The sequence below is a fragment of the Pseudomonas sp. MDT2-39-1 genome, assembly GCF_054898085.1.
In genome coordinates, this window is record NZ_CM142716.1 from 5,919,692 (window position 1) to 5,938,970 (window position 19,279).

14 protein-coding genes are annotated in these 19,279 nt (G+C 59.4%); 2 read left to right on the forward strand and 12 right to left on the reverse strand.

Annotated features, from left to right (window positions below; all coding sequences use genetic code 11):
* The first annotated feature begins 7 nt into the window (after positions 1–7).
* Both ACYZTM_RS27530 and treS read left to right on the forward strand, forming a co-directional pair.
* Positions 8–1,411: an MFS transporter gene (locus ACYZTM_RS27530; protein WP_461985720.1), complete on the forward strand. Its 1,404-nt coding sequence runs from the start codon at positions 8–10 to the stop codon at positions 1,409–1,411.
* A 156-nt stretch (positions 1,412–1,567) separates the two neighbouring features.
* Positions 1,568–3,634, forward strand: a complete 2,067-nt coding sequence (gene treS / locus ACYZTM_RS27535) for a maltose alpha-D-glucosyltransferase (protein WP_461985722.1) — start codon at positions 1,568–1,570, stop codon at positions 3,632–3,634.
* Positions 3,635–3,708: 74 nt separating this feature from the next.
* Here treS and ACYZTM_RS27540 read toward each other — a convergent pair whose 3' ends face one another.
* The 12 genes from ACYZTM_RS27540 to ACYZTM_RS27595 all read right to left on the reverse strand — a co-directional run bounded on the left by ACYZTM_RS27540 (position 3,709) and on the right by ACYZTM_RS27595 (position 19,279).
* Positions 3,709–4,758, reverse strand: a complete 1,050-nt coding sequence (locus ACYZTM_RS27540; RefSeq protein WP_131061711.1) for an acyltransferase family protein — start codon at positions 4,756–4,758, stop codon at positions 3,709–3,711.
* Between the two features lie 93 nt (positions 4,759–4,851).
* Complete coding sequence (locus tag ACYZTM_RS27545; protein ID WP_461985725.1) at positions 4,852–6,327, reverse strand: family 16 glycosylhydrolase; 1,476 nt, start codon at positions 6,325–6,327, stop codon at positions 4,852–4,854.
* A complete protein-coding gene (gene galE, locus ACYZTM_RS27550; RefSeq protein ID WP_131061709.1) occupies positions 6,327–7,382 on the reverse strand; it encodes a UDP-glucose 4-epimerase GalE in 1,056 nt (351 codons plus the stop codon). Before galE ends, ACYZTM_RS27545 begins: the two co-directional genes overlap by 1 nt.
* Positions 7,383–7,410: 28 nt before the next feature.
* Positions 7,411–8,829 carry an oligosaccharide flippase family protein gene (locus tag ACYZTM_RS27555; RefSeq protein ID WP_461985727.1) on the reverse strand — a complete coding sequence of 473 codons (1,419 nt, stop codon included), beginning with the start codon at positions 8,827–8,829 and terminating at the stop codon, positions 7,411–7,413.
* A gap of 13 nt (positions 8,830–8,842) precedes the next feature.
* Positions 8,843–9,796 carry a glycosyltransferase family 2 protein gene (locus tag ACYZTM_RS27560; RefSeq protein WP_461985730.1) on the reverse strand — a complete coding sequence of 318 codons (954 nt, stop codon included), beginning with the start codon at positions 9,794–9,796 and terminating at the stop codon, positions 8,843–8,845.
* A 17-nt stretch (positions 9,797–9,813) separates the two neighbouring features.
* The gene (locus ACYZTM_RS27565) at positions 9,814–11,127 is read right to left on the reverse strand and encodes an O-antigen ligase family protein (protein ID WP_461985731.1); all 1,314 of its coding nucleotides are present in this window, start codon (positions 11,125–11,127) and stop codon (positions 9,814–9,816) included.
* On the reverse strand, positions 11,124–12,236 hold the full coding sequence (locus tag ACYZTM_RS27570) for a glycosyltransferase (RefSeq protein WP_461985732.1): 1,113 nt from the start codon (positions 12,234–12,236) through the stop codon (positions 11,124–11,126). Before ACYZTM_RS27570 ends, ACYZTM_RS27565 begins: the two co-directional genes overlap by 4 nt.
* Positions 12,233–13,315: a glycosyltransferase gene (locus ACYZTM_RS27575; RefSeq protein ID WP_131061704.1), complete on the reverse strand. Its 1,083-nt coding sequence runs from the start codon at positions 13,313–13,315 to the stop codon at positions 12,233–12,235. Before ACYZTM_RS27575 ends, ACYZTM_RS27570 begins: the two co-directional genes overlap by 4 nt.
* 2 nt (positions 13,316–13,317) lie before the next feature.
* The gene (locus ACYZTM_RS27580) at positions 13,318–14,022 is read right to left on the reverse strand and encodes a WecB/TagA/CpsF family glycosyltransferase (RefSeq protein ID WP_131061703.1); all 705 of its coding nucleotides are present in this window, start codon (positions 14,020–14,022) and stop codon (positions 13,318–13,320) included.
* A 13-nt stretch (positions 14,023–14,035) separates the two neighbouring features.
* Entirely contained in the window at positions 14,036–15,376 is a 1,341-nt protein-coding gene (locus ACYZTM_RS27585) for a UDP-glucose dehydrogenase family protein (RefSeq protein WP_131061702.1), read from the reverse strand.
* A gap of 46 nt (positions 15,377–15,422) precedes the next feature.
* Positions 15,423–16,814, reverse strand: a complete 1,392-nt coding sequence (locus ACYZTM_RS27590; RefSeq protein ID WP_131061701.1) for an undecaprenyl-phosphate glucose phosphotransferase — start codon at positions 16,812–16,814, stop codon at positions 15,423–15,425.
* Positions 16,815–16,957: 143 nt separating this feature from the next.
* A complete protein-coding gene (locus ACYZTM_RS27595; protein ID WP_461985734.1) occupies positions 16,958–19,279 on the reverse strand; it encodes a GumC family protein in 2,322 nt (773 codons plus the stop codon).

Below are 19,279 nucleotides of genomic sequence, written 5' to 3' on the forward strand. Positions count from 1 at the left end.
CCAAACCATGAAACTCAACACGCAATCCGGCTCGGTCCGCTGGGCACTCGCCAGCCTTTCGCTGTCGATGTTGATGCCTTCCCTCGACACCAGCATCGCCAATGCAGGCTTGCCGACCTTGTCCCAGGCACTCGACGCGTCCTTTCAGGAAGTGCAGTGGATCGTCCTGGCGTATCTGCTCGCGATAACGACGTTGATCGTCAGCGTTGGACGTTTGGGCGACATCGTCGGTCGACGCCGCTTGCTGCTGTTTGGCATCGCCATTTTCACCTTGGCTTCGCTGGCGTGTGGCCTGGCGCCGTCGCTGGGGTGGCTGGTCGCCGCTCGGGCGGTGCAAGGCTTCGGGGCAGCGATCATGTTGGCGCTCACCGTGGCGTTTGTCGGTGAGACGGTGCCGAAAGCGCAGACCGGCAGCGCCATGGGATTGCTTGGCACGATGTCGGCGATCGGCACCACGCTGGGGCCATCGCTCGGTGGCGTGTTGATCTCCGGCTTCGGCTGGCAGGCGATTTTTCTGGTTAACCTGCCGCTGGGTGTTTTGAACGGTGTGCTCGCGTACCTCTATTTGCCCGCCGATCGCCCAACGCCGAAGGCTCAGCGCAGTGGTTTTGACGTTGCAGGCACGTTGGTTCTGGCGCTGATACTCGGCGCGTATGCGCTGGCAATGACGTTGGGCGAAGGTGTCTGGGGTTCGTTCAACCTCGTGTTGCTGGTGATCGCGGTTGCCGGAACCGGGGTTTTCCTGTTCATCGAGGCGACGGTTGCATCGCCGCTGATAAAACTGGCGCTGTTGCGTGATCGGGGGTTGAGCGCGAGCCTGGCCATGAGCACGCTGGTCTCGACGGTGATGATGTCGACGCTGGTGGTCGGGCCGTTCTATCTCTCGGGCGCGCTCGGGTTGAATGCAGCGCTGGTCGGGCTCACGTTGTCAGCCGGCCCGCTGGTTGCCGCGTTGACTGGCGTACCCGCCGGCCGCTGGGTGGACCGTTTTGGCGCGCAACGCATGAGCGTTTTCGGGCTCGTCGCAATGGCATTCGGCGCCTGTGTTCTGTCAATTATTCCGACGCGTGTCGGTGTCCTCGGCTACCTCGTGCCCATCGCTGTGATCACCGCCAGTTATGCGCTGTTTCAGGCGGCCAACAACACGTTGATCATGGCCGGCGTCAGCCCGGATCAGCGAGGCGTCATTGCCGGCCTGCTCAGCCTGTCGCGCAACCTCGGGCTCATCACCGGTGCCTCGGTCATGGGCGCAGTGTTTGCGCTGGCTTCATCGGCGACCGACATCACCAATGCAGCGCCAGAAGCGATCGCCCATGGCATGGCAATCACCTTTGCGGTAGCGGCAGGGTTGATTGGCCTGGCGCTCGTCATCGCGTTGCCAGCCCTGAAAGGTGAGCGCGCGGTGGCGTAATTCGAAGCAAAACACAGGGCGCGCGTTCTGGATCCTCAAGCCTCAATGCAACGAATGCCGCCTCAGGGCCTCATATGCAAAGGACGGGTCCACCGGTGCAGGTACGCATGGGATGGCCGAGCGCAAATTTACCCACGACAACAGGTGACTGTTTTTATGACTGCGGCTGACAAAAATCATGTGACCTGGCTGGTTGAACAATCGATGCTGCATGCCGCCAGGCAGCGCGCCAAGCTCTACTCGGGGCAAGGTCGGCTGTGGCAACAGCCTTATGCCCATACCCGGCCCCGTGATGCTTCAGCCCTGGCGTCGGTGTGGTTCACCGCCTACCCGGCATCCATCGTCACCCGCGAAGACGGCAGCGTGCTCGAGGCGTTGGGCGATGAAACCTTGTGGCATGCCCTGTCGAGAATCGGCATCCAGGGCATTCATAACGGCCCGCTGAAAATGTCTGGCGGCCTGACGGGCACCCAACGTACGCCGACCATTGACGGCAATTTTGACCGCATCAGTTTCGAGATCGACCCGCAACTGGGCACCGAGGCGCATCTTCAGGCACTGGTGCGCATGGCCGCCGCGCACAACGCGGTGATCATCGATGACGTGATCCCTTCGCATACCGGCAAAGGCGCGGATTTCCGCTTGGCCGAGATGGCCTATGAAGACTATCCGGGTCTCTACCACATGGTCGAAATCCGCGAAGAGGACTGGCCGTTGCTGCCGGACATCGCCGACGGCCGTGATGCGCAAAATCTCAGTCCGCTGCAGGTCGACGTGCTCCGGGACAAGCACTACATCGTCGGCCAGTTGCAGCGGGTGATCTTCTTCGAGCCGGGGGTCAAGGAAACCGACTGGAGCGCGACACCGATCGTGATCGGCGTCGATGGCAAGCCGCGGCGCTGGGTCTATCTGCATTACTTCAAGGAAGGGCAGCCGTCACTGAACTGGCTGGACCCGACCTTCGCCGCGCAGCAGATGATCATCGGCGATGCCCTGCACGCCATTGACGTCATGGGTGCGAAAATCCTGCGTCTGGACGCCAACGGATTCCTCGGCGTGGAGCGCAAACTCGACGGCACGGCCTGGTCTGAAAGCCACCCGTTATCGATTACCGGTAACCAGTTGCTGGGCGGGGCGATCCGCAAGGCCGGCGGTTTCAGTTTTCAGGAGCTCAACCTGACCGTCGACGACATCGCCAGCATGTCCCACGGCGGCGCCGACCTCTCGTATGACTTCATCACCCGACCGGCCTATCAGCACGCGTTGCTGATGGGCGATACCGAGTTCCTGCGCTTGATGCTGCGACAGATGCATACCCTCGGCATCGACCCCGGTTCGCTGATCCATGCCTTGCAAAACCACGACGAACTGACCCTGGAACTGGTGCATTTCTGGACGCTGCACGCCCATGACACCTACCTCTATCAAGGGCAGACCTTTCCGGGCAGCATCTTGCGTGAACACATTCGCGAGCAGATGTACGAGCGTCTGGCGGGCGAGCACGCGCCTTACAACTTGAAATTCGTCACCAACGGCGTGTCTTGCACCACCGCCAGCATCATCACGGCGGCGTTGGGGATTCGTGATCTCGACGCGATCACAGCGGCGGATATCCAGCAGATTCGCCAGGTCCATTTGCTGTTGGTGATGTACAACGCCATGCAACCGGGGGTGTTTGCGCTGTCCGGCTGGGACCTGGTCGGCGCGCTGCCGTTGCCGGCCGAGCAGGTTGAGCACTTGATGGGCGACGGCGACACCCGCTGGATTCATCGCGGGGCCTACGATCTGGTGGATCTCAATCCGGACGCGCCGCTGTCGGCGGGGCAAATGCCGCGTCCGAAGACCTTGTACGGCAGCCTGCCCAGCCAATTGAATGATCCGGATTCGTTCGTCTCGCAACTTAAAAAAATCCTCGCCGCGCGCCGCGCCTACGATATCGCCGCCAGTCGTCAGATCCTGATCCCAGATGTCCAGCACTCCGGGCTGCTGGTCATGGTCCACGAATTGCCGGCCGGCAAAGGCACGCAAATCACCGCACTGAACTTCGGTTCGACGCCGATCACCGAGACCTTGCACCTGCCCAATATCGCACCGGGGCCAGTGGTCGACATCATCAACGAGCGCGTCGAAGGCGATCTCACGTCTGAGGGCGACTTCACCATTACGCTGGATGCCTATGAAGGGTTGGCACTGCGCGTGGTGAGCAGTTCGCCGATGATTTAAGGGTGTCGGGAGGCGTCAGTGGGCACCGCTCTGCTGCCGCCTGCCGGACCTTGCCGCAGTCGATTCTAGGTGGGCTAATCAGCCTCAACACGCTTGAAGGATAATGAAAGAAGTTTTTTCATGAATCTGGCAATGGGTGTTTCTATTTTTTTGTGGATCAAATAGGACGCACCTATCATTAAGGCGATAGTGCCCCAAAGCAACAGGTGCGGGTTCACAGCGGGATAAGCAATGTTAAAGATCATAAAGCCGATCATTTGATGTAATAGGTAAAGTGGGTAGGTTAACGCTCCTAGTGCAGTCCAGTTCAATGCCCCTATGGCTGCCGTTTTGTTGGTTGCGATCAAGAAAAACGTTATGAAAAACAGAATAATACTGCTGCATATGATCAGAGGGCTGAATTCAGTTGCATATTTCGTTTCGAGCAGTTCGGCCCATACGATTGATGTGTAGCAGGCCAATGCCAATGCACCTGCCAACAGGAGAATTCGTGTTTTCGTGATGCCCTTGGCCCATATCATGTAGAACGTTGCACCCGCTATGAAATAGGCAGCGTAATCGGTAACTAATATCGAGCGCATCTTTTCTAATATGAGTGCTTCTGTTATGGCAGATACCAGTAGCCAAAGCACGAGATAGGTCTCTATTTTTTCTATTTTCTTGAAGCCCAATACAATGGATATCATCAGGTAAAATTTTATTTCTGCAAACAGAGACCAGTAAACGCCGTCTATCGGCGGGACACCCATCACGTCGCTAAGGAGTGTCATGTTCGCGATGTATTGATAAAGGTTTGCTGTATACCGTGGTTGTCCGATGGCAAGTGTGATTAGAAAAGTGAGGGTGCAGCACACCCAGAAAGCCGGGCAGATACGAACAACGCGGGAGATGAAAAATACTTTGAGATTATTGCTTGAAGCAGTCATCAGAATGACGAATCCGCTGATCATGAAAAACAGTTCGACACCCAAGTAACCGTATTTGGCAGGCTCAGCCAATAGCGGGTAAGGCATTGTCGACATGTCGCCCTTTGCATACCCGCGAAAGGCATAGTGAAAAAACACGACTGCGATAGCCGCCAGGAAGCGCAGCAAATCCAGTTCTTTCAGCCGGCGTTTGATCATTTTAATGCGCTCCAGACGTGTTAGCGCTGACTGAAAAACTGACCATCTGCCGATAGAGATTTGACCCGGGCGGTTGTCGATTTGGTGTAGAGGCTATCGACTGCCTTGCCACACCTTGACGTAGTCGACGCTGAAGGTAGAGGGCAAGTCAGCATCGTCCACCACGCCGAACCACTGCCACATGGCCTCACTGTCAAAGACGATCTGCATCGGGAAGAAGAAATGGCTGTTCTTCGATTCCCTGACCAGTACGCCATCGACGTACCAGCGCAGGGTGTCGGGCTGCCAGTCGAAGCCGTAGATATGGAAGCTGTCCGCCAGGCGCCATGGACTGACCCAGGTGCTGCCATCGGCGATATGTTCGGTGCTTTGCGGCGTGGCCCACAGGTGGGCATTCATGTTGTAAAAACGGTCGAGGGCAGCGTTTTTGGTCTTGCCGCCAATCTCGAAGATGTCGATTTCGGTGGCATTGTCAGCCATGCCCGTCCACGCGAGCCAGAATGCGCTGGAGCCTGCCGAGTCCATGGGTTTGGCGCGCGCCTCGTAATACCCGAAGAGCCCACGCGAATGGGTGCGAACCATCGCCGAGGAGTAGTCCTTGAAGCCGAGCTTGACGTACTTCTGCGGCAAGGTTTCCTTGCGGAAGACGATGTTCAAGTTGCCATTCTTGACGCTGGCATTGTCCGGCTTGAACAGCGCCGGTTTGCGTCCGAGCGATTCGTTCCCTTCGGCATTGTTGACGTGCCAACGTACAGGATCGAGGGTGGTGCCGTTGAAGTCGTCGGACAGGTTGGTGTCGAGTGTCCACTGGCCGGCATTGGCCTGATCGGACAGCGGCAGGTTGGGGTTGGTATGGACCGGCAACGCGCCCAGCGGTCCGACACGGGTCCAGGTGTGAGCCGGTCCGGGAACGACAATGGACCATTTGTCCGCCAGGTACTCAAACGCCTGTTGCCGCTCGGCGAGGGAGGCAAACGGACGGTCGTAGACCAGCACTTCGGCGATGTCGCCGCGGAAGTTTTCGGCCTTGCCGACCACGTTGCGCCCGACGGCATACGGACCGATCGGTACATCGAAAAGCTCCAGCACGGAAATGGTCGGCGCATACGCGGTGGTCTGTCGCAGGCTGATGGCGAAATTCGGCAACACGTTATCGTTTTTGGCGATTTGCGGTCGCGAACTGAACAGCCGCTGCCAGGGATCAACGTTGGCTTCTGCTGGCCGAAGGGATACGAGCAACACCGTGACCGGGCCTTTTGCGCTGCGGATGTTTTTGCCCAGAAACCCCGAAACGCCACTGAAACGCACCACCGATTGACCGTTCAGGGCGTTCGCCACCTGCTTCGGTCCCAAGGCGGCATCGTCTGCCGTGGCGTCGTTGGACTGGCCGGATTTGTCGCGCCAGTACTGCACACGGTCCTGTGCATCGACGGTCATGGTTGATGCGTCGGCCGCGTCGAGCCATAGCACCAGGCCGCTGGCCGGCGGACGGGAGGGTGCTTGCGCCGCCGTGCCAGCCAGTGAAACCGACCACAGCAGCACCAGCAGATAATTGCTGAGCATCTGCATTACTTCGCCGTCATCAGGGCCGGTATGTCGAGGGACGACTGATACCCCTGCGGATTGCGCGACTGCCACCGCCAGGTATCGACGATCATCTGTTCCAGGTCGCGTTGCGCGCTCCAGCCCAGCTCACGTCCTGCCTTGCTCGGGTCCGCCCAGCATTTGGCGATGTCACCGGCACGTCGCGGGGCGAAGCGGTAGGGGATGGTGATGCCGGTAATGTCCTCGAAACTCTGGATAATCTGCAGCACGCTGTAGCCGATGCCGGTGCCCAGGTTCCAGGCGTTGATGCCCCCTTTGCCCTGCAATACCTCCAGCGCCTTGAGGTGGCCGATGGCAAGGTCGACCACATGGATGTAATCGCGCACGCAGGTTCCGTCCACGGTGGGATAGTCGCAGCCGTACACCGTGAGTTCGGGAATCCGTCCGATCGCAACCTGGGTCAGGCACGGCAGCAAATTGGCGGGGCGGCCGCTGGGGTCTTCGCCGATCATTCCGCTTTCGTGGGCGCCGATCGGATTGAAGTAGCGCAACAAGGCAATGCTCCAGCGTGGATCCGCGTGGCACAGGTCGGTGAGCAATTCCTCGATCATGAGTTTGGTGCGGCCATAGGGATTGACCGGTTTGCCGGTGCCGATGTCTTCCAGGATCGGGATTTGCGCAGGGTCGCCGTACACCGTCGCCGAGGAGCTGAACACCAGGTTGAACACTTCATGACGCACCATCGCCCGGCAAAGATTGAGTGTCCCGGCGACGTTGTTGGCGTAATAGTCCAAAGGCTTGCGAATGCTTTCTTCGACGGATTTGAGGCTCGCAAAATGCACCACGGCATCGACGTCGTAACGGCTGAAAATCTTGTCGAGCAAGATCGAGTCGCCAATGTCGCCATTGATGAAATCGACCCGGGTGTGGGTCAGCAGCTCAAGACGCGCGATGCACTCTCGACAGCTGTTGCACAGGTTGTCGAGCACCAGCACAGAGTGCCCGGCATTGATAAGCGCCAGGGCAGTATGGGAACCGATGTAGCCGGCCCCGCCAGTAATAAGCGTGGTTTTAGGCATGGTGAGGTGTTCCTGTCTCAGGGGGAATTCAGCGGGTGGTGAAAACCGTTTTGAATTCTTGCGGCCAGCGCGGGTGCAATACGCTGTACGCCACGGCATAGCTCAGGGCGCCAATACCGATGGTGCAAATCAGGTTCAGATAGCCTTGAAAACCCATTCGGGGAGCGACCATCAGGACGGTTGCTGCCATGACGAGCGAGGCAATCACGCTGCGGTAATTGGCGTCGAAGGACCGGTGCCAGCCATAACCGATGGCCGTGTTGAGTCCGCGGATTTGCAGCGGCGTGATGATCAGCATCCTCGCCAGCAGAGCGAGGGCGGCCGCCATGCCGCCATAAAGACTGCCGAAGCTGTAAACCAGCGCCAGTGACAGTACCGTGGTTGCCACTTCGGCCTTGATGGTCAGGTGGCTGCGATTGACGGCGATCAGCGCGGTCGTGGCATACATGGCGGTATTGCCGATGGCGGCGGTGCACGCCAGCACTTGCAGCAGGGGAATGGCCTCGGTCCATTTGGCGCCGAAGATCAACAGGATCACGTCGTGCGCCGTGAGTGCGATGCCGATGAACAGAGGCGTCAGCAGGAAGCCGCTGACGGCGGTCGAATCGCTGATGATCGCGCGCAACCGTGATGGATCTTCGCTACGCCGGGCAAACACCGGCAGCGCATAACTGATCAGACCGTGGTAGATCGCCGTACGCGGCAGATCGATGATGCGCATCGCCATGTTGAACATGCCCACCGCGTTGGTGCCGGCCGTCATGCCCAGGACCACATTGACCCCGCGTTGCAGCGCTTGCGAACTCAGCGCGTTGACGGCAACCGGCGCTCCGGACTTCAACAGTTCGCGCAAGACCGGGCCGTCGATATGAAAGGCAATGCGTCGCGGATCTGAGCGCATCAATACGATGATGGAGACGAACTCCATGATCAGTGCCTGGGCAACGACCGCCCAGGCCCCCAACCCCCACAGCGCGACAGCGATGCCGCCGACACCACCACACACCTTGCCCAGCAACGTGCGTGACGCCAGCATCCTGAAGTTACCGCTGCGGCGCATTTGCGCCACATAGACCCGCGCCATCATGGTGAACAGGATTTTCACTGAGGCCACCGCCGTCATCCATTGCAGCACCGGATCGGGCGTGTACAGCATCGCTGCGCCCGAGATGAGGACGATGGACATCAGGCTGACGAGCACCGCTGCCCAGAACGCCGTGGTGATGTGTTTGTCCTCTAAGCGTTCGAGTCGTACCAGCGGGTCTTCCAAAACCGACGAATACACCAGGCCGATCAACTCGACGATGGCGATGATGACTGTGCCCACACCCAACTCTGCAGGCGACAGCAGCCTGGCATACGCGACAAAGGTAATCATCGACAGGAAGATCAGGCCGAATTTCTCGGTGAAGATCCAGATCAATGTCACCAGACGGTGATTGGCCATGGCGGATACCGGTTCAATGAGCGGTGGTTGATGCCGTTGCCTTGCGCAGGGTTCGGGCGCAGGCATAGAGGTAGCGCAAGGTCGGTTTGCCGTTGGCGAAGATCAGCGTTTGCCAGGAATACTCCAGCATTCGCCGGTACACGCCGATCACCTCGGCATGCTCGCCACGTCGGGAAAAGGCGTTGAGAAAATCGGTGTGGTTGCCCAGCACGAAATCGATCCGTTGCTGCTTGCTGAGCTGCGCGCCATAGCGGGCGAGGTACACGTCGATGAACCTGATTTTGTTCGCATAGTACTTTTTCGGTTGCGCGGTCATGTTACCGCCGTTGACTGTGCGCTCCAGCAGCACCTGCGGCACCGTGTGGACCTCCCAGTGTTCGGCGATCCGGGTCCACATGAAGCGGTCTTCGGAGTAACGCAGGCTGGCATCGAAGCCGCCGTACTGCATGATCACCTCGCGCTTGACCAGCGCGGTGGATACGCCATTGAGGACGTTGGCGTGGATGAAATCGTCGAAATGCCTGCCGTTCTTGAGGTGGTTGTCCAGCTGCCGCCTGCCGTCGCTGTAATTGACCTGCGTGTAGCAGTCGATCAGCCCCACCGGCCGTCCCTGACGAGTGAGTTCGTCGTACAGCGCCAATTGCTGCTCGAGCTTTTGCGGACGAAATTGATCATCGGCATCGAGAAGCGCCACAAACGTCTCTTCACTGTGCCGCAATCCGTGGTTGCGGGCACTGGCCTGGCCTTCGTTGGCTTGTTGCAACAGCGTCAAGCGGAACGGCGCCACGAAGTCTCTGACCCGTTGTGGTCCGTCATCGGTGGAACCATCGTCGATGACGATGACGTGATCGGGCAGTCGGGTCTGCCCGACCAGGGACGCCAGCGTTTGCTCGATGCTGCCGGCTCCGTTGTACATCGGGATCACGACGCACACTGAGTGCGCTAAAGGGGAGGCTTGTTTGGGCACGGGTGTTTCTCCTTTTGTCACGCCTGGGCTGAATCGCGCGCTAAACCCTCGCCAGACGGACGCTGACGCAGGGCTGTCGGTGATAACTCGGGGAATGTCGCGTGGTGATGCCGAAAGGACAGGGCCAAAGTGCAGAACACCAGGAACTCGGCGGAGCGATAGTTGGGAATCACGTACGCCACATAATTGGTGACGACGAACAGGCCGATGATGACCAGGGCGCTGGCGCGAAACCGTGCCGCCTGGTTCGCCGTCACGGCGCGGTATTGTTTGAGCAGCGCTTCGCCCAGCAGCAACGCCAGCGCAGTCAACTGGATAGCGCCGCCGTTGAGCAGGGTCTCCACGTAGCCGCTGTGGGCGTTGCCGATGTAGCCCCAGCGATGGATGAAAGCAGTGGCATCGGGGCTGGCCCAGAAGGCACCGAAGCCGTAACCCTTGAACCATTGTTGATCGACAAACGGCGCGAGCAGCTCCCAGATCAACGTGCGGTCAGTGAGCGACGGATCGCGACCGGCGATCTCCACCAGCCACGCAACGTGGCTGTACAGCAACAGGCAAGCCAGCAGAAACACCAGCGTGCAACCGAAGAACAGCCACTGCGAGCGGTTGATACGCAAGCGGATCAGGGTGAGGAAATACCAGTAGCTCACCGTACCGGAAATGATCAATGCCACGCCGGTCGCCGACTGGGCGAGCAAGATCGCGATCAGCGAAAAAAACGAGCAGAACAGGGCCCAGCGGTTGCGTTGGCGGATCATCGGCAGCAACAGCAGGATGGCGATTGCGTTGAGCCTTGCCCCAGCGTTCTTTTCGGCGAAAACCCCCTTGAATGCGCCGTCGCGAATGCCACCGGACAAGAACGCGACGTCAGGCATGACCACGGCGAGCATCAACCCGATCAACGCAGCCACGCCGATGGCACAGCCGAGCATGAAGGTGATTTTTTCAAGGGGGTAGTTGTAGGCAATGAAGCCGGCAAAAAACACCACGCTGAGCATCGCGATAATCCGCTTGAAACTCAGCATCGGGTCGTGGGACCAGCCGATCGATGCGATGACACAGAGCATGAACATCAGCAGAAAGAAGTTGCTGCGGTAAAAGGTTTTGCTGAGGAACACCTTGTTGCGGATGAAGAAGAACAAGGGCACCAGCAGTGTGATGAGACCGCAGATCTGGTTGGCGACGTTGCCTTCGAGGTCTTTATCGATGTCGCCGAAGCTGGAGGCGCCACCCAGACTGAGGACAAACGTAATCACCTGGATGTAGAACAGCACGCCGAACAACGTGAAGGCGTCGCGTAGCGTGGAATATCTGATTTCCAGCGTGCTCATGGCGATGGCCTCCGGAGCAACGCGGCGAGGTAGGTTTCTACCGCGCTGGCATTCATGAAACGCGCGGCGGCATCGATGCGGGACTGGCGTTGCAGGTCTCGCGGTGTCGAGAGTTGCAGGGCGATGGCCTGCGCCAATGCGCTTGGGTCGTCGACGGCCACCAGCGGCGCGACGAGGCCACCGATGAGAATGTCTTGCGGGCCATGGGGGCAGCGGGTCGACACCACCGGGGTGCCAGTGGACAAGGCCTCTACCAGCGCATTGGGGCTGCCCTCGAAACGTGACGACAGTACAAAGCAGTCGGCCGCGGCCACTTCTGCCATTGGATCGCGGGTGTAGCCTGGCACGTCGAACCGGTCGGCCACGCCCAGCGTGCGTGCCTGCTCAAGCAACTGCGCCCTGAGCGCGCCTTCGCCAAAAATGACCAGGCGAACGTTGGCGTCGGGCAACCTCGCGAAGGCGTTGATCAAGGTATCAAAGCCTTTTTGCGGGGCGAGGCGCCCCACGGCGACAATCACCGGGCTGGACTTTTGCAGCAACCAGCGGTGGCTAGGCCGCCCCGGCGGCTTGTCGCGAAAGTCGTCGTCGAGGACCGGATTGTCGGCAATGGTCACGTCCTTCAGACGTGCAAGGGTGGTGTCGACCAGGTCCTGGGCGACGCCTCGCGAGACGCAGATCACCGGATTGGGGATGAGCCGATACAACAGCGGTGCCACCCGATACGCCAGCCGCACCATGAAGCCTTGGTTGACGTGCTTGTCATGGGAAAACGTGTTGCGTTCGCTGACGTGCAGCCTTGCCAGTGTCCCTGACAGTGAGGCGGCGATGATGGCCACCACGTTGACGTGAGTGAGGGCCGCCAGTTGTGCGTCGAAGCGATTGGCGCGCAGAAATTGCGCGAGGGCCGGCACCGCACGGGCGGTGCGCTGGCTTTGCAATTCGACTTTCTTGACGCGCGGGTCGAGGTTCGCCGCATGGAAGCCGCCGCCGGTGAGCATCAGCAATGTCACGTCATTGCCTGCGTCGACCAGGGCACCGGCGAGGCGCGTCATCATTTTTTCAGCCCCGCCTGCGCTGAGGTCATGCAGGATAATCAGCAACTTTTTCATTGGTTCCATACCTGGTAATACGCTTGCGCGGCGTACTGGCTGGTGTACGGATGGATGGCGTCACTGAGCATTTTTGCGCTGGGTGCAACGCCGCTCTGTGCCGCCAGGCTTTGAAGCATTCCCCGCGCCAACGCCGGTACATCGTTGACGGCGACCAGTTGACCCAGTCGACCGTTGTCCAGCAATTCCCTGGGCCCGGTCTCGCAGTCGCATGCCAGCACAGGCGTACCCAGTGCCAGCGCTTCGATCAGGACGGTCGGCATGCCTTCCTGCACGGAGCTCAGAATGAACAGCCGTGCGTGCTTCAGCAGCGGATAGGGGTTGCTCATGAAACCGGTGAAATGCACCCGGTGCGTGATGCCCAGTCGGCTTGCCTGAGTGGTCAGTGCGTCGAGCAAGGGACCGTCACCGACGATCGCCAGGTCCGGCAATGCTTCGCTGCGCAACGCCAGGGCGTAGGCATCCAGCAACAGATGAAACCCTTTAGGTTCCACCAGTCGGCCCACGCTCAACCAATAGTCGCGGGGTAAATCCGCGGGCAGCGGCGCTTGGGCGGCTTGAAGCAGTTGTTCGGTGACGACGGCGTTGGGGCAATAGCGGATCCGTTGCCGACCCCAGGGCATCCAGTCGACGAGGGACTGGCGCAAGGCTATGGAGACCGTGACCACCTTGCCGCTGCCGCAGAGGTACAACGAATAGAGCAGGCGCAGGCTTGAAGGGCCGGTTTTCTGTTCAGTGCAATCCAGTGCTGCGTGGCGGCTATAGATGACTTTGCAAGGACGGCCCAGGGTGGCGAACCAGGTGCAGAGATTGGCCTGCTCCTTGGCGGAAATGAGGTGGGTAACGCCCTCTCGGTGAATGAGCCGGCGCAACAGCACAATGGACTTGAGCAGGCCGACGATGCCGGCACCGCTGCCGCTGGCGAGCGTTTGCACACCCTCGGTGTCCGGCGTGTCACCGTTCATGACGAAAAAACTCACGCGCTGGCCATCCTTGAGAAACTGCTCGGACAACCGTTGCTGGACGCGCTCGACGCCGCCACCCGATTTGAAGTCCTTGAGAATGAACAGGATGTGCATGGTCATTCCCCAACGCTGATGGCAACTTTGCGCTGAACGATCATCCTCAACAGGTGCAAAAAGTTGCTGGGGTAATCGATGAGGTAGCGTTTGATCGTATGCGGCTCGCGATACATCCGATAAAACGCGCGCATATGCAGGTGATTGATCACTGGCGGGTAGTAATGCCGCGTGGCCATGGCTTCCTGGCGTATGAACCCGCCACAGGTGAAGGCAGCACCCCGAAATCCTGCGCGCAGCGCATCCTGTTCGAACTGCTCCTGCAGCCCGGCACCCAGGCCGACGATCAGAATGTCTGCTTCGCTGCGGCAGATGTCGGCCTGAATGCACCGGGCCTGGGACGCATCGAAGTAGCCGTTGTGATAACCGACGATGCTCAGCCGCGGATAGAGCATTTTGATCTTGCCGACAAACAGATCCAGTTCAGCTTGGCGGGCGCCGACGAAATACACGCGCTTGCCCTGTTGCTCTGCGCTGCTGAGAACAGCGTCGGCAATCGACGTGAAATCAAAGCTGACCCGGCCGATCGTACGGCCGGTTACGCGCGACATGAACGTCGACATCAGCATGCCGTCGCAAAAGTAGGCGACGGTGCCTGGGGCCTGTTCGAAAAGGCAGCCGATAGAAGCAAAGTTAATGAAGGAATAGGCCTGGTTGGCGTCGAGTAACTTCGGTGAGTAGTGCCTGACTATTTGCAGCCTGATCATGGCGCGACTTCCTTCAGATGACCGGGTAGGTCTGCCGACCCACGGAGACGTAGGTAAAGCCGCGTTTGCTCAACCGCTGCGGATCGAACAAGTTGCGTCCGTCAAAAATCAGCGGTTGCTTGAGCTGCCGGCTGAGCAGGTCGAAGTCAGGCGCGCGAAACGATTGCCACTCGGTGACGATGATCAAGGCGTCGGCATTTTTAAGCGCCGCTTCCTTGGTGCCCGCCAGCGTCAAGTCATCGCGCGAGCCATATATGCGCTGGGCCTCCTCCATGGCTTTGGGGTCGAACGCCTGGACGCTGGCGCCGGCGCGCCACAAGGCTTCCATCAACACCCGGCTGGGGGCTTCGCGCATGTCGTCGGTGTTGGGTTTGAAACTCAGGCCCCACAGGGCAAAGGTCTTGCCGCGGAGTGCGCCGTCGAAGTGATTGAAAATCCTGGTGTACAGGCTGGCTTTCTGTTCGTCGTTGCGCGACTGGACGGCCTTGAGTACCCGAGCGTCGATGTCGACACTGGCGGCGGCGTGTATCAGCGCCTTGACGTCCTTGGGGAAACACGAACCGCCGTAGCCCACACCCGGATAGATAAATTGATATCCGATGCGCGGATCAGAGCCGATGCCATGCCTGACCATTTCGATATCGGCACCCAGTTTTTCGGCGAGGCTGGCCATTTCGTTCATGAAGCTGATCTTGGTCGCCAACATGCTGTTGGCGGCGTACTTGGTCAGTTCGGCGCTGCGCAGGTCCATGACGATGATCTTTTCGCGGTTGCGACTGAACGGTTCGTACAGTTCTCGCATGACCTCTTCGGCGTGCTGGCTGTCGGTGCCGATGATGATCCGGTCCGGGCGCATGCAGTCTTCGACCGCGCAGCCTTCCTTGAGAAACTCGGGATTGGAGACCACGTCGAAGGTCAGGTCGCCGCGACCGTTGTCGGCCAGCACCTGCTCGATGTGCGCTCGCACCCGGTCGCCGGTCCCGACGGGGACGGTGGATTTATCGACGATGATGTGATGTCGGTCCATGTTCAGCGCGATGGTTTGCGCAACGCTCAACACATGTTTGAGGTCTGCCGAGCCGTCTTCGTCTGGCGGTGTGCCAACGGCAATCAACAGCACATCGCCATGGTGGACAGCGCTGGCAAGGTCAGTGCCGAACTGCAGTCGTCCACTTTGGTAATTGTTGTGGACCAGGCTTTTCAGGCCCGGCTCGTAGAGCGGTAGCGTGCCATCCTTCAACGCCTTTACCTTGTCGACGTCGACATCCACACAGAGGACGTTGTGGCCCACTTCCGCCAGCGCGGCGCCTTGGACAAGTCCCACGTAACCAATACCGAATACGCTCACATTCATGATCAAACCTCGGGTCGTCGTGACAGCGATCAACGATGGGCAGGGGTCAATAGATGTTTTTCGAGAACAAGGTGAAGGGCGTCTTGATGAGGATCTTGATGTCCAGCCACAGCGACCATTGGTTGATGTAGTTGAGGTCCTGGGCGACGCGCAGCTGCATCTTTTCCACCGTTTCGGTTTCGCCTCGATGCCCGGTGATCTGGGCCAACCCGGTAATCCCCGGTTTGAGGCGGTGACGGGCCATGTAGGCGCGCACTTTGCCGGTGTAGTAAATGTTGTGGGTGACGGCATGCGGGCGGGGGCCGACCAGGGCCATTTGCCCGAACAACACGTTGAACAGCTGCGGTAATTCGTCGATGGAACTGCGGCGCAGAAAGCGTCCGAGCGGTGTGACACGATCATCGTCACGGGTGGCCTGCTGCACTTCGCGATCGTCGTGGAGGCGCATCGAACGAAATTTCCAGACCTTGATCACTTCGCCGTTGCAGCCGTGGCGATTTTGCTTGAACAGCACGGGACCGGCGGAGGTCAGCTTGACGGCGATCGCTACCATCAAGAGCAACGGACTGAGGGCAATAATGGCCACGGCGGCCAGGCTGCGTTCGAACAGGTCCTTGCAAAACAGGCTGGCGGGGTGCGAGCTGATCAGGCTCTCGTTGAGGTAAATCGCCGGCATTCGCTCGATTTCAGAGATCGAGTGGTTGAGCAGCACCATGCTGCCGAAATCCGGAATCCACACCACGTCGACGTTCATGTCCAGCAGATCGATGTAGAGCGCTTCGATGGTGGCGGCATGCGCCATCGTCAGGACAATGTAGACGCGGCGTACGTCCAGGCGGGTGATGATCTCGCGGATCCCATCGACGTGACCCAGCAGCGGCAGAATGCTCGGTGCCGGGCCGCTGTTATCGGCGGCGGCGATGAAACCCAATACCAGCGCGCGGTTCGGCTGGGAGAGTTTTTTCGCGAGTTCATGGGCGGTCGGGCAAGTGCCGATGATCACCGAGCGACGTTCCCTGCAGATCATTCGCGAATGCAGCCGGGCGAAGTAATGCAAGGGCAGAAAAGTCGCAGCCTGGACGAAAAAGCCCAGCACTGCCCAGACCATGATGACCTGGCGCGAGTAAATCGCACTGGTCTGGGTGGTGAAAGCAATGGTCGCCAGTACCGCCAGCAGGATCAACCAGCCGGCCAGTAACCGGCCGAGCCCGACCACCAGGCCATGTCGCTTATGGTAAACCTGCATCATGCTGTAGATGGGCACTGAACCGAGCACGGTCAGAATCATCAGGATGCGGTACTCGCTGGTCAGACTGCCAACACGCCAAAACACCAGTAGCGTCAGCAGCGAGATGGCCAGTGTCATCGCACACAACCACTGGCCCCAGAACGTCAGGCCTCGGCGATGTGCAATGTGAGCGGTGTATTGCGGAGTCATGGGCTTGACCTCGAGGCATGAGTGATCTGTCGGCACTGAACGGCAGCCACGACGTGGCTTCCGCAGGGCTTTTCCGTAGCTCGGCAGAGGTGAAGCAATGGGTGTGAGGGCAGATAGAGACGCAGAAAAAACGTGACAGGGTGTTATCTGGGCACGAAGTCGTAGTTGTAGAACGTTCGGGAATGGTTGTAGCCGTACTTGCGCGCCTTGCGCAGATCGACTTGATTGAGCACGGCGCCAAATACCGGTACGTGGCTTGTTTGCAACATTGAAATGCCTCTCTGCACCTGATTGATCGGCGTGCTGTCGGCCTTGACCACATAGATCACGGCATCCGAATGCCGGGCCAGCAACAGCGCGTCGCTGATCATCTCCGCAGGGGGGGAGTCGATGATGATGTGGCGGTAACGCGACTTGAGCACCTCAAGCATGCGCGCCATGCGCGGTGAGCTGAGCAGATCCTGTGGCGGCGGCTGGCGTGCCGAACTGAGCGTGTCCGCAGGGGACGGCAGGCGCAGTGCGGCGAACAGATCCTGCGATACCGGCTCCATCCTCCCGGCCGGCAGCATGTCCAGATTGCCCACCGAAACGATGCAGTCTTCGAGCCGGGCAGTCCCCGCAATCACATTGGCCAGTCCCGGACTGTCAGGCGGAAAGTCGAAGTTCAGCGAAAGGGTTGGCTGACGCATGTCGGCATCGATCAGCAGCACACGCTCCAATGGTGTGAGTGAGCTGGCCAGGTTGTTGGCAATCGTGCTTTTGCCTTCACCGGCGACGGTCGACGTGACCAGCACCACCTGCGACGGCATGTCACTGCTTTGCAACATCAGCCAGGTGCGCAGGTTGCGAATGGTTTCGGAAAAACGCGGGTTTTCATTGTCTTCGAACAACCTCGCCAGTTGCCGACGGCTTTTCTTCATGACCAGCGGTATAACGCTGAGTAGCGGAATGTTCAGCGTGCTTTCGATCGACTCGTCAGTCTTGAAGGTGTTGCTCAGTTTGTCCATGAGCAATGCCAGCGCCATGCCGATCACTGTCGCGATTAACCCGACGATCCCCACAATCAATGTTTTACGGGGCTTGCTCGCGTCGACAGGAACAATGGCCGGATCGACGATGCGCACTTTGGTGGAGTCCATGTCGGCGGTGGCGGCGGTTTCCTTCAAGCGGGTGACGAAGGTTTCATACAGTGCGCGGGTGCTGTCGACTTCACGCTGGAACTCGCGCAACTGGAATTCCTTGCGGGCGATGTCCTGGATCTGCGCCTTGTTAGTGTTGAAGGATTGGCGTAGCGAGGCTTCACTGGCCGAGGCCAGCTGGAATTGGCGTTCGATCCCGGCGACCACTTGCTGAACCTGCAACTGCAGGCTGGTGGTCGCGGCGCGCAATTCGGATTTCGCGGAAATCAGGCTCGGGTGTTTTGTCCCATAGCGCCCCGCCAGCTCATCGACCTTGGCTTGAGCCTTGGCCCGATCCACCTGGAATTGCTGGACCAACGGGTTACTCAAGACCGCCGGCACACTGGAGAGTCGGCTCAAGTCACCGCTGCTCAGGGCCTTCGCCTGGCGGTATTCGCTCTCAGCTTCAGCGCGGTTGCGACGGGCGTCGACCATACGATTGCCGGTCATTTCCAGTTCGTTGGCGCTGATGGTTGCGACCCCGCCAACGTCGACCAGGCCTTGCTCCTCCCGGTATCCCTGAAGCTTTTTCTCGGCGGCGCGCAGGTTGTCACGCAGCTTGACCAGTCGTGTGTTCATCCACGCCGTGGTGGTCTGCGAGGCCTTCTCGCTGGTGTCGAGCTGGCTGTCGGTAAAACCTTGGGCCAGCGCGTTGGCCGCTGCTGCCGCCAGAACCGGATCGGGTAGTTCGACCTCGATTTCCAGCAGCTGGCTCTTGCCGACGAACTTGACGCTGGTGTGCAGCATGAGGTTCTGCGTGACCTGATTGAAGACGTCTTCCTCGCTGGGCGCGCCTTTCACCGGCATCAGCGTGCCCAGCCCTGGCAGCCATTGGTCAAGATCAAGGTCAAGGTCCGCCAGCCATTTGCGCGGGGTGAACCAAGGCGTCGGTTGCTGGCGCGGGTCGGTGACCGGGTGGGTCGTCAGGCCGAGTTTTTTCACCGCGCGTTCGGCAAGGTCACGCGATTGCAGGAGCGCTTGTTGTGTCTGCAAGTATTCGGTGGCATTGCTGCCTGAATCCTTGACCTGCTGGAAGGACATCAGCGGCGGTGTTTTATCGTTGAACAGCAAGGTGGTGCTGCCGATGTATTGCGGGGTAATGGCCGAGACCGCAATGGCCGCCACCGCACAGCAAAGCAGGACCAGCCATCCGATGCTCCATTTGGCGCGCCAGATCACTCTCCAGATTTTGAGTAGGTCAATGGTGTCCCGGTTTTCGCTGTACGGCTGCTGATGCACATGCGTTTGAAGAGGACGCTCGACGTAGGGGCTAGGGCTGTTGTCCAT

Excerpts from the sequence above, each read along its gene's own strand:
- ACYZTM_RS27530 (WP_461985720.1), top strand. The coding sequence starts at position 8 with ATGAAACTCAACACGCAATCCGGCTCGGTCCGCTGGGCACTCGCCAGC.
- treS (WP_461985722.1), top strand. The coding sequence starts at position 1,568 with ATGACTGCGGCTGACAAAAATCATGTGACCTGGCTGGTTGAACAATCG.
- ACYZTM_RS27540 (WP_131061711.1), bottom strand. The coding sequence starts at position 4,758 with ATGATCAAACGCCGGCTGAAAGAACTGGATTTGCTGCGCTTCCTGGCG.
- ACYZTM_RS27545 (WP_461985725.1), bottom strand. The coding sequence starts at position 6,327 with ATGCAGATGCTCAGCAATTATCTGCTGGTGCTGCTGTGGTCGGTTTCA.
- galE (WP_131061709.1), bottom strand. The coding sequence starts at position 7,382 with ATGCCTAAAACCACGCTTATTACTGGCGGGGCCGGCTACATCGGTTCC.
- ACYZTM_RS27555 (WP_461985727.1), bottom strand. The coding sequence starts at position 8,829 with ATGGCCAATCACCGTCTGGTGACATTGATCTGGATCTTCACCGAGAAA.
- ACYZTM_RS27565 (WP_461985731.1), bottom strand. The coding sequence starts at position 11,127 with ATGAGCACGCTGGAAATCAGATATTCCACGCTACGCGACGCCTTCACG.
- ACYZTM_RS27570 (WP_461985732.1), bottom strand. The coding sequence starts at position 12,236 with ATGAAAAAGTTGCTGATTATCCTGCATGACCTCAGCGCAGGCGGGGCT.
- ACYZTM_RS27575 (WP_131061704.1), bottom strand. The coding sequence starts at position 13,315 with ATGCACATCCTGTTCATTCTCAAGGACTTCAAATCGGGTGGCGGCGTC.
- ACYZTM_RS27580 (WP_131061703.1), bottom strand. The coding sequence starts at position 14,022 with ATGATCAGGCTGCAAATAGTCAGGCACTACTCACCGAAGTTACTCGAC.
- ACYZTM_RS27585 (WP_131061702.1), bottom strand. The coding sequence starts at position 15,376 with ATGAATGTGAGCGTATTCGGTATTGGTTACGTGGGACTTGTCCAAGGC.
- ACYZTM_RS27590 (WP_131061701.1), bottom strand. The coding sequence starts at position 16,814 with ATGACTCCGCAATACACCGCTCACATTGCACATCGCCGAGGCCTGACG.
- ACYZTM_RS27595 (WP_461985734.1), bottom strand. The coding sequence starts at position 19,279 with ATGGACAACAGCCCTAGCCCCTACGTCGAGCGTCCTCTTCAAACGCAT.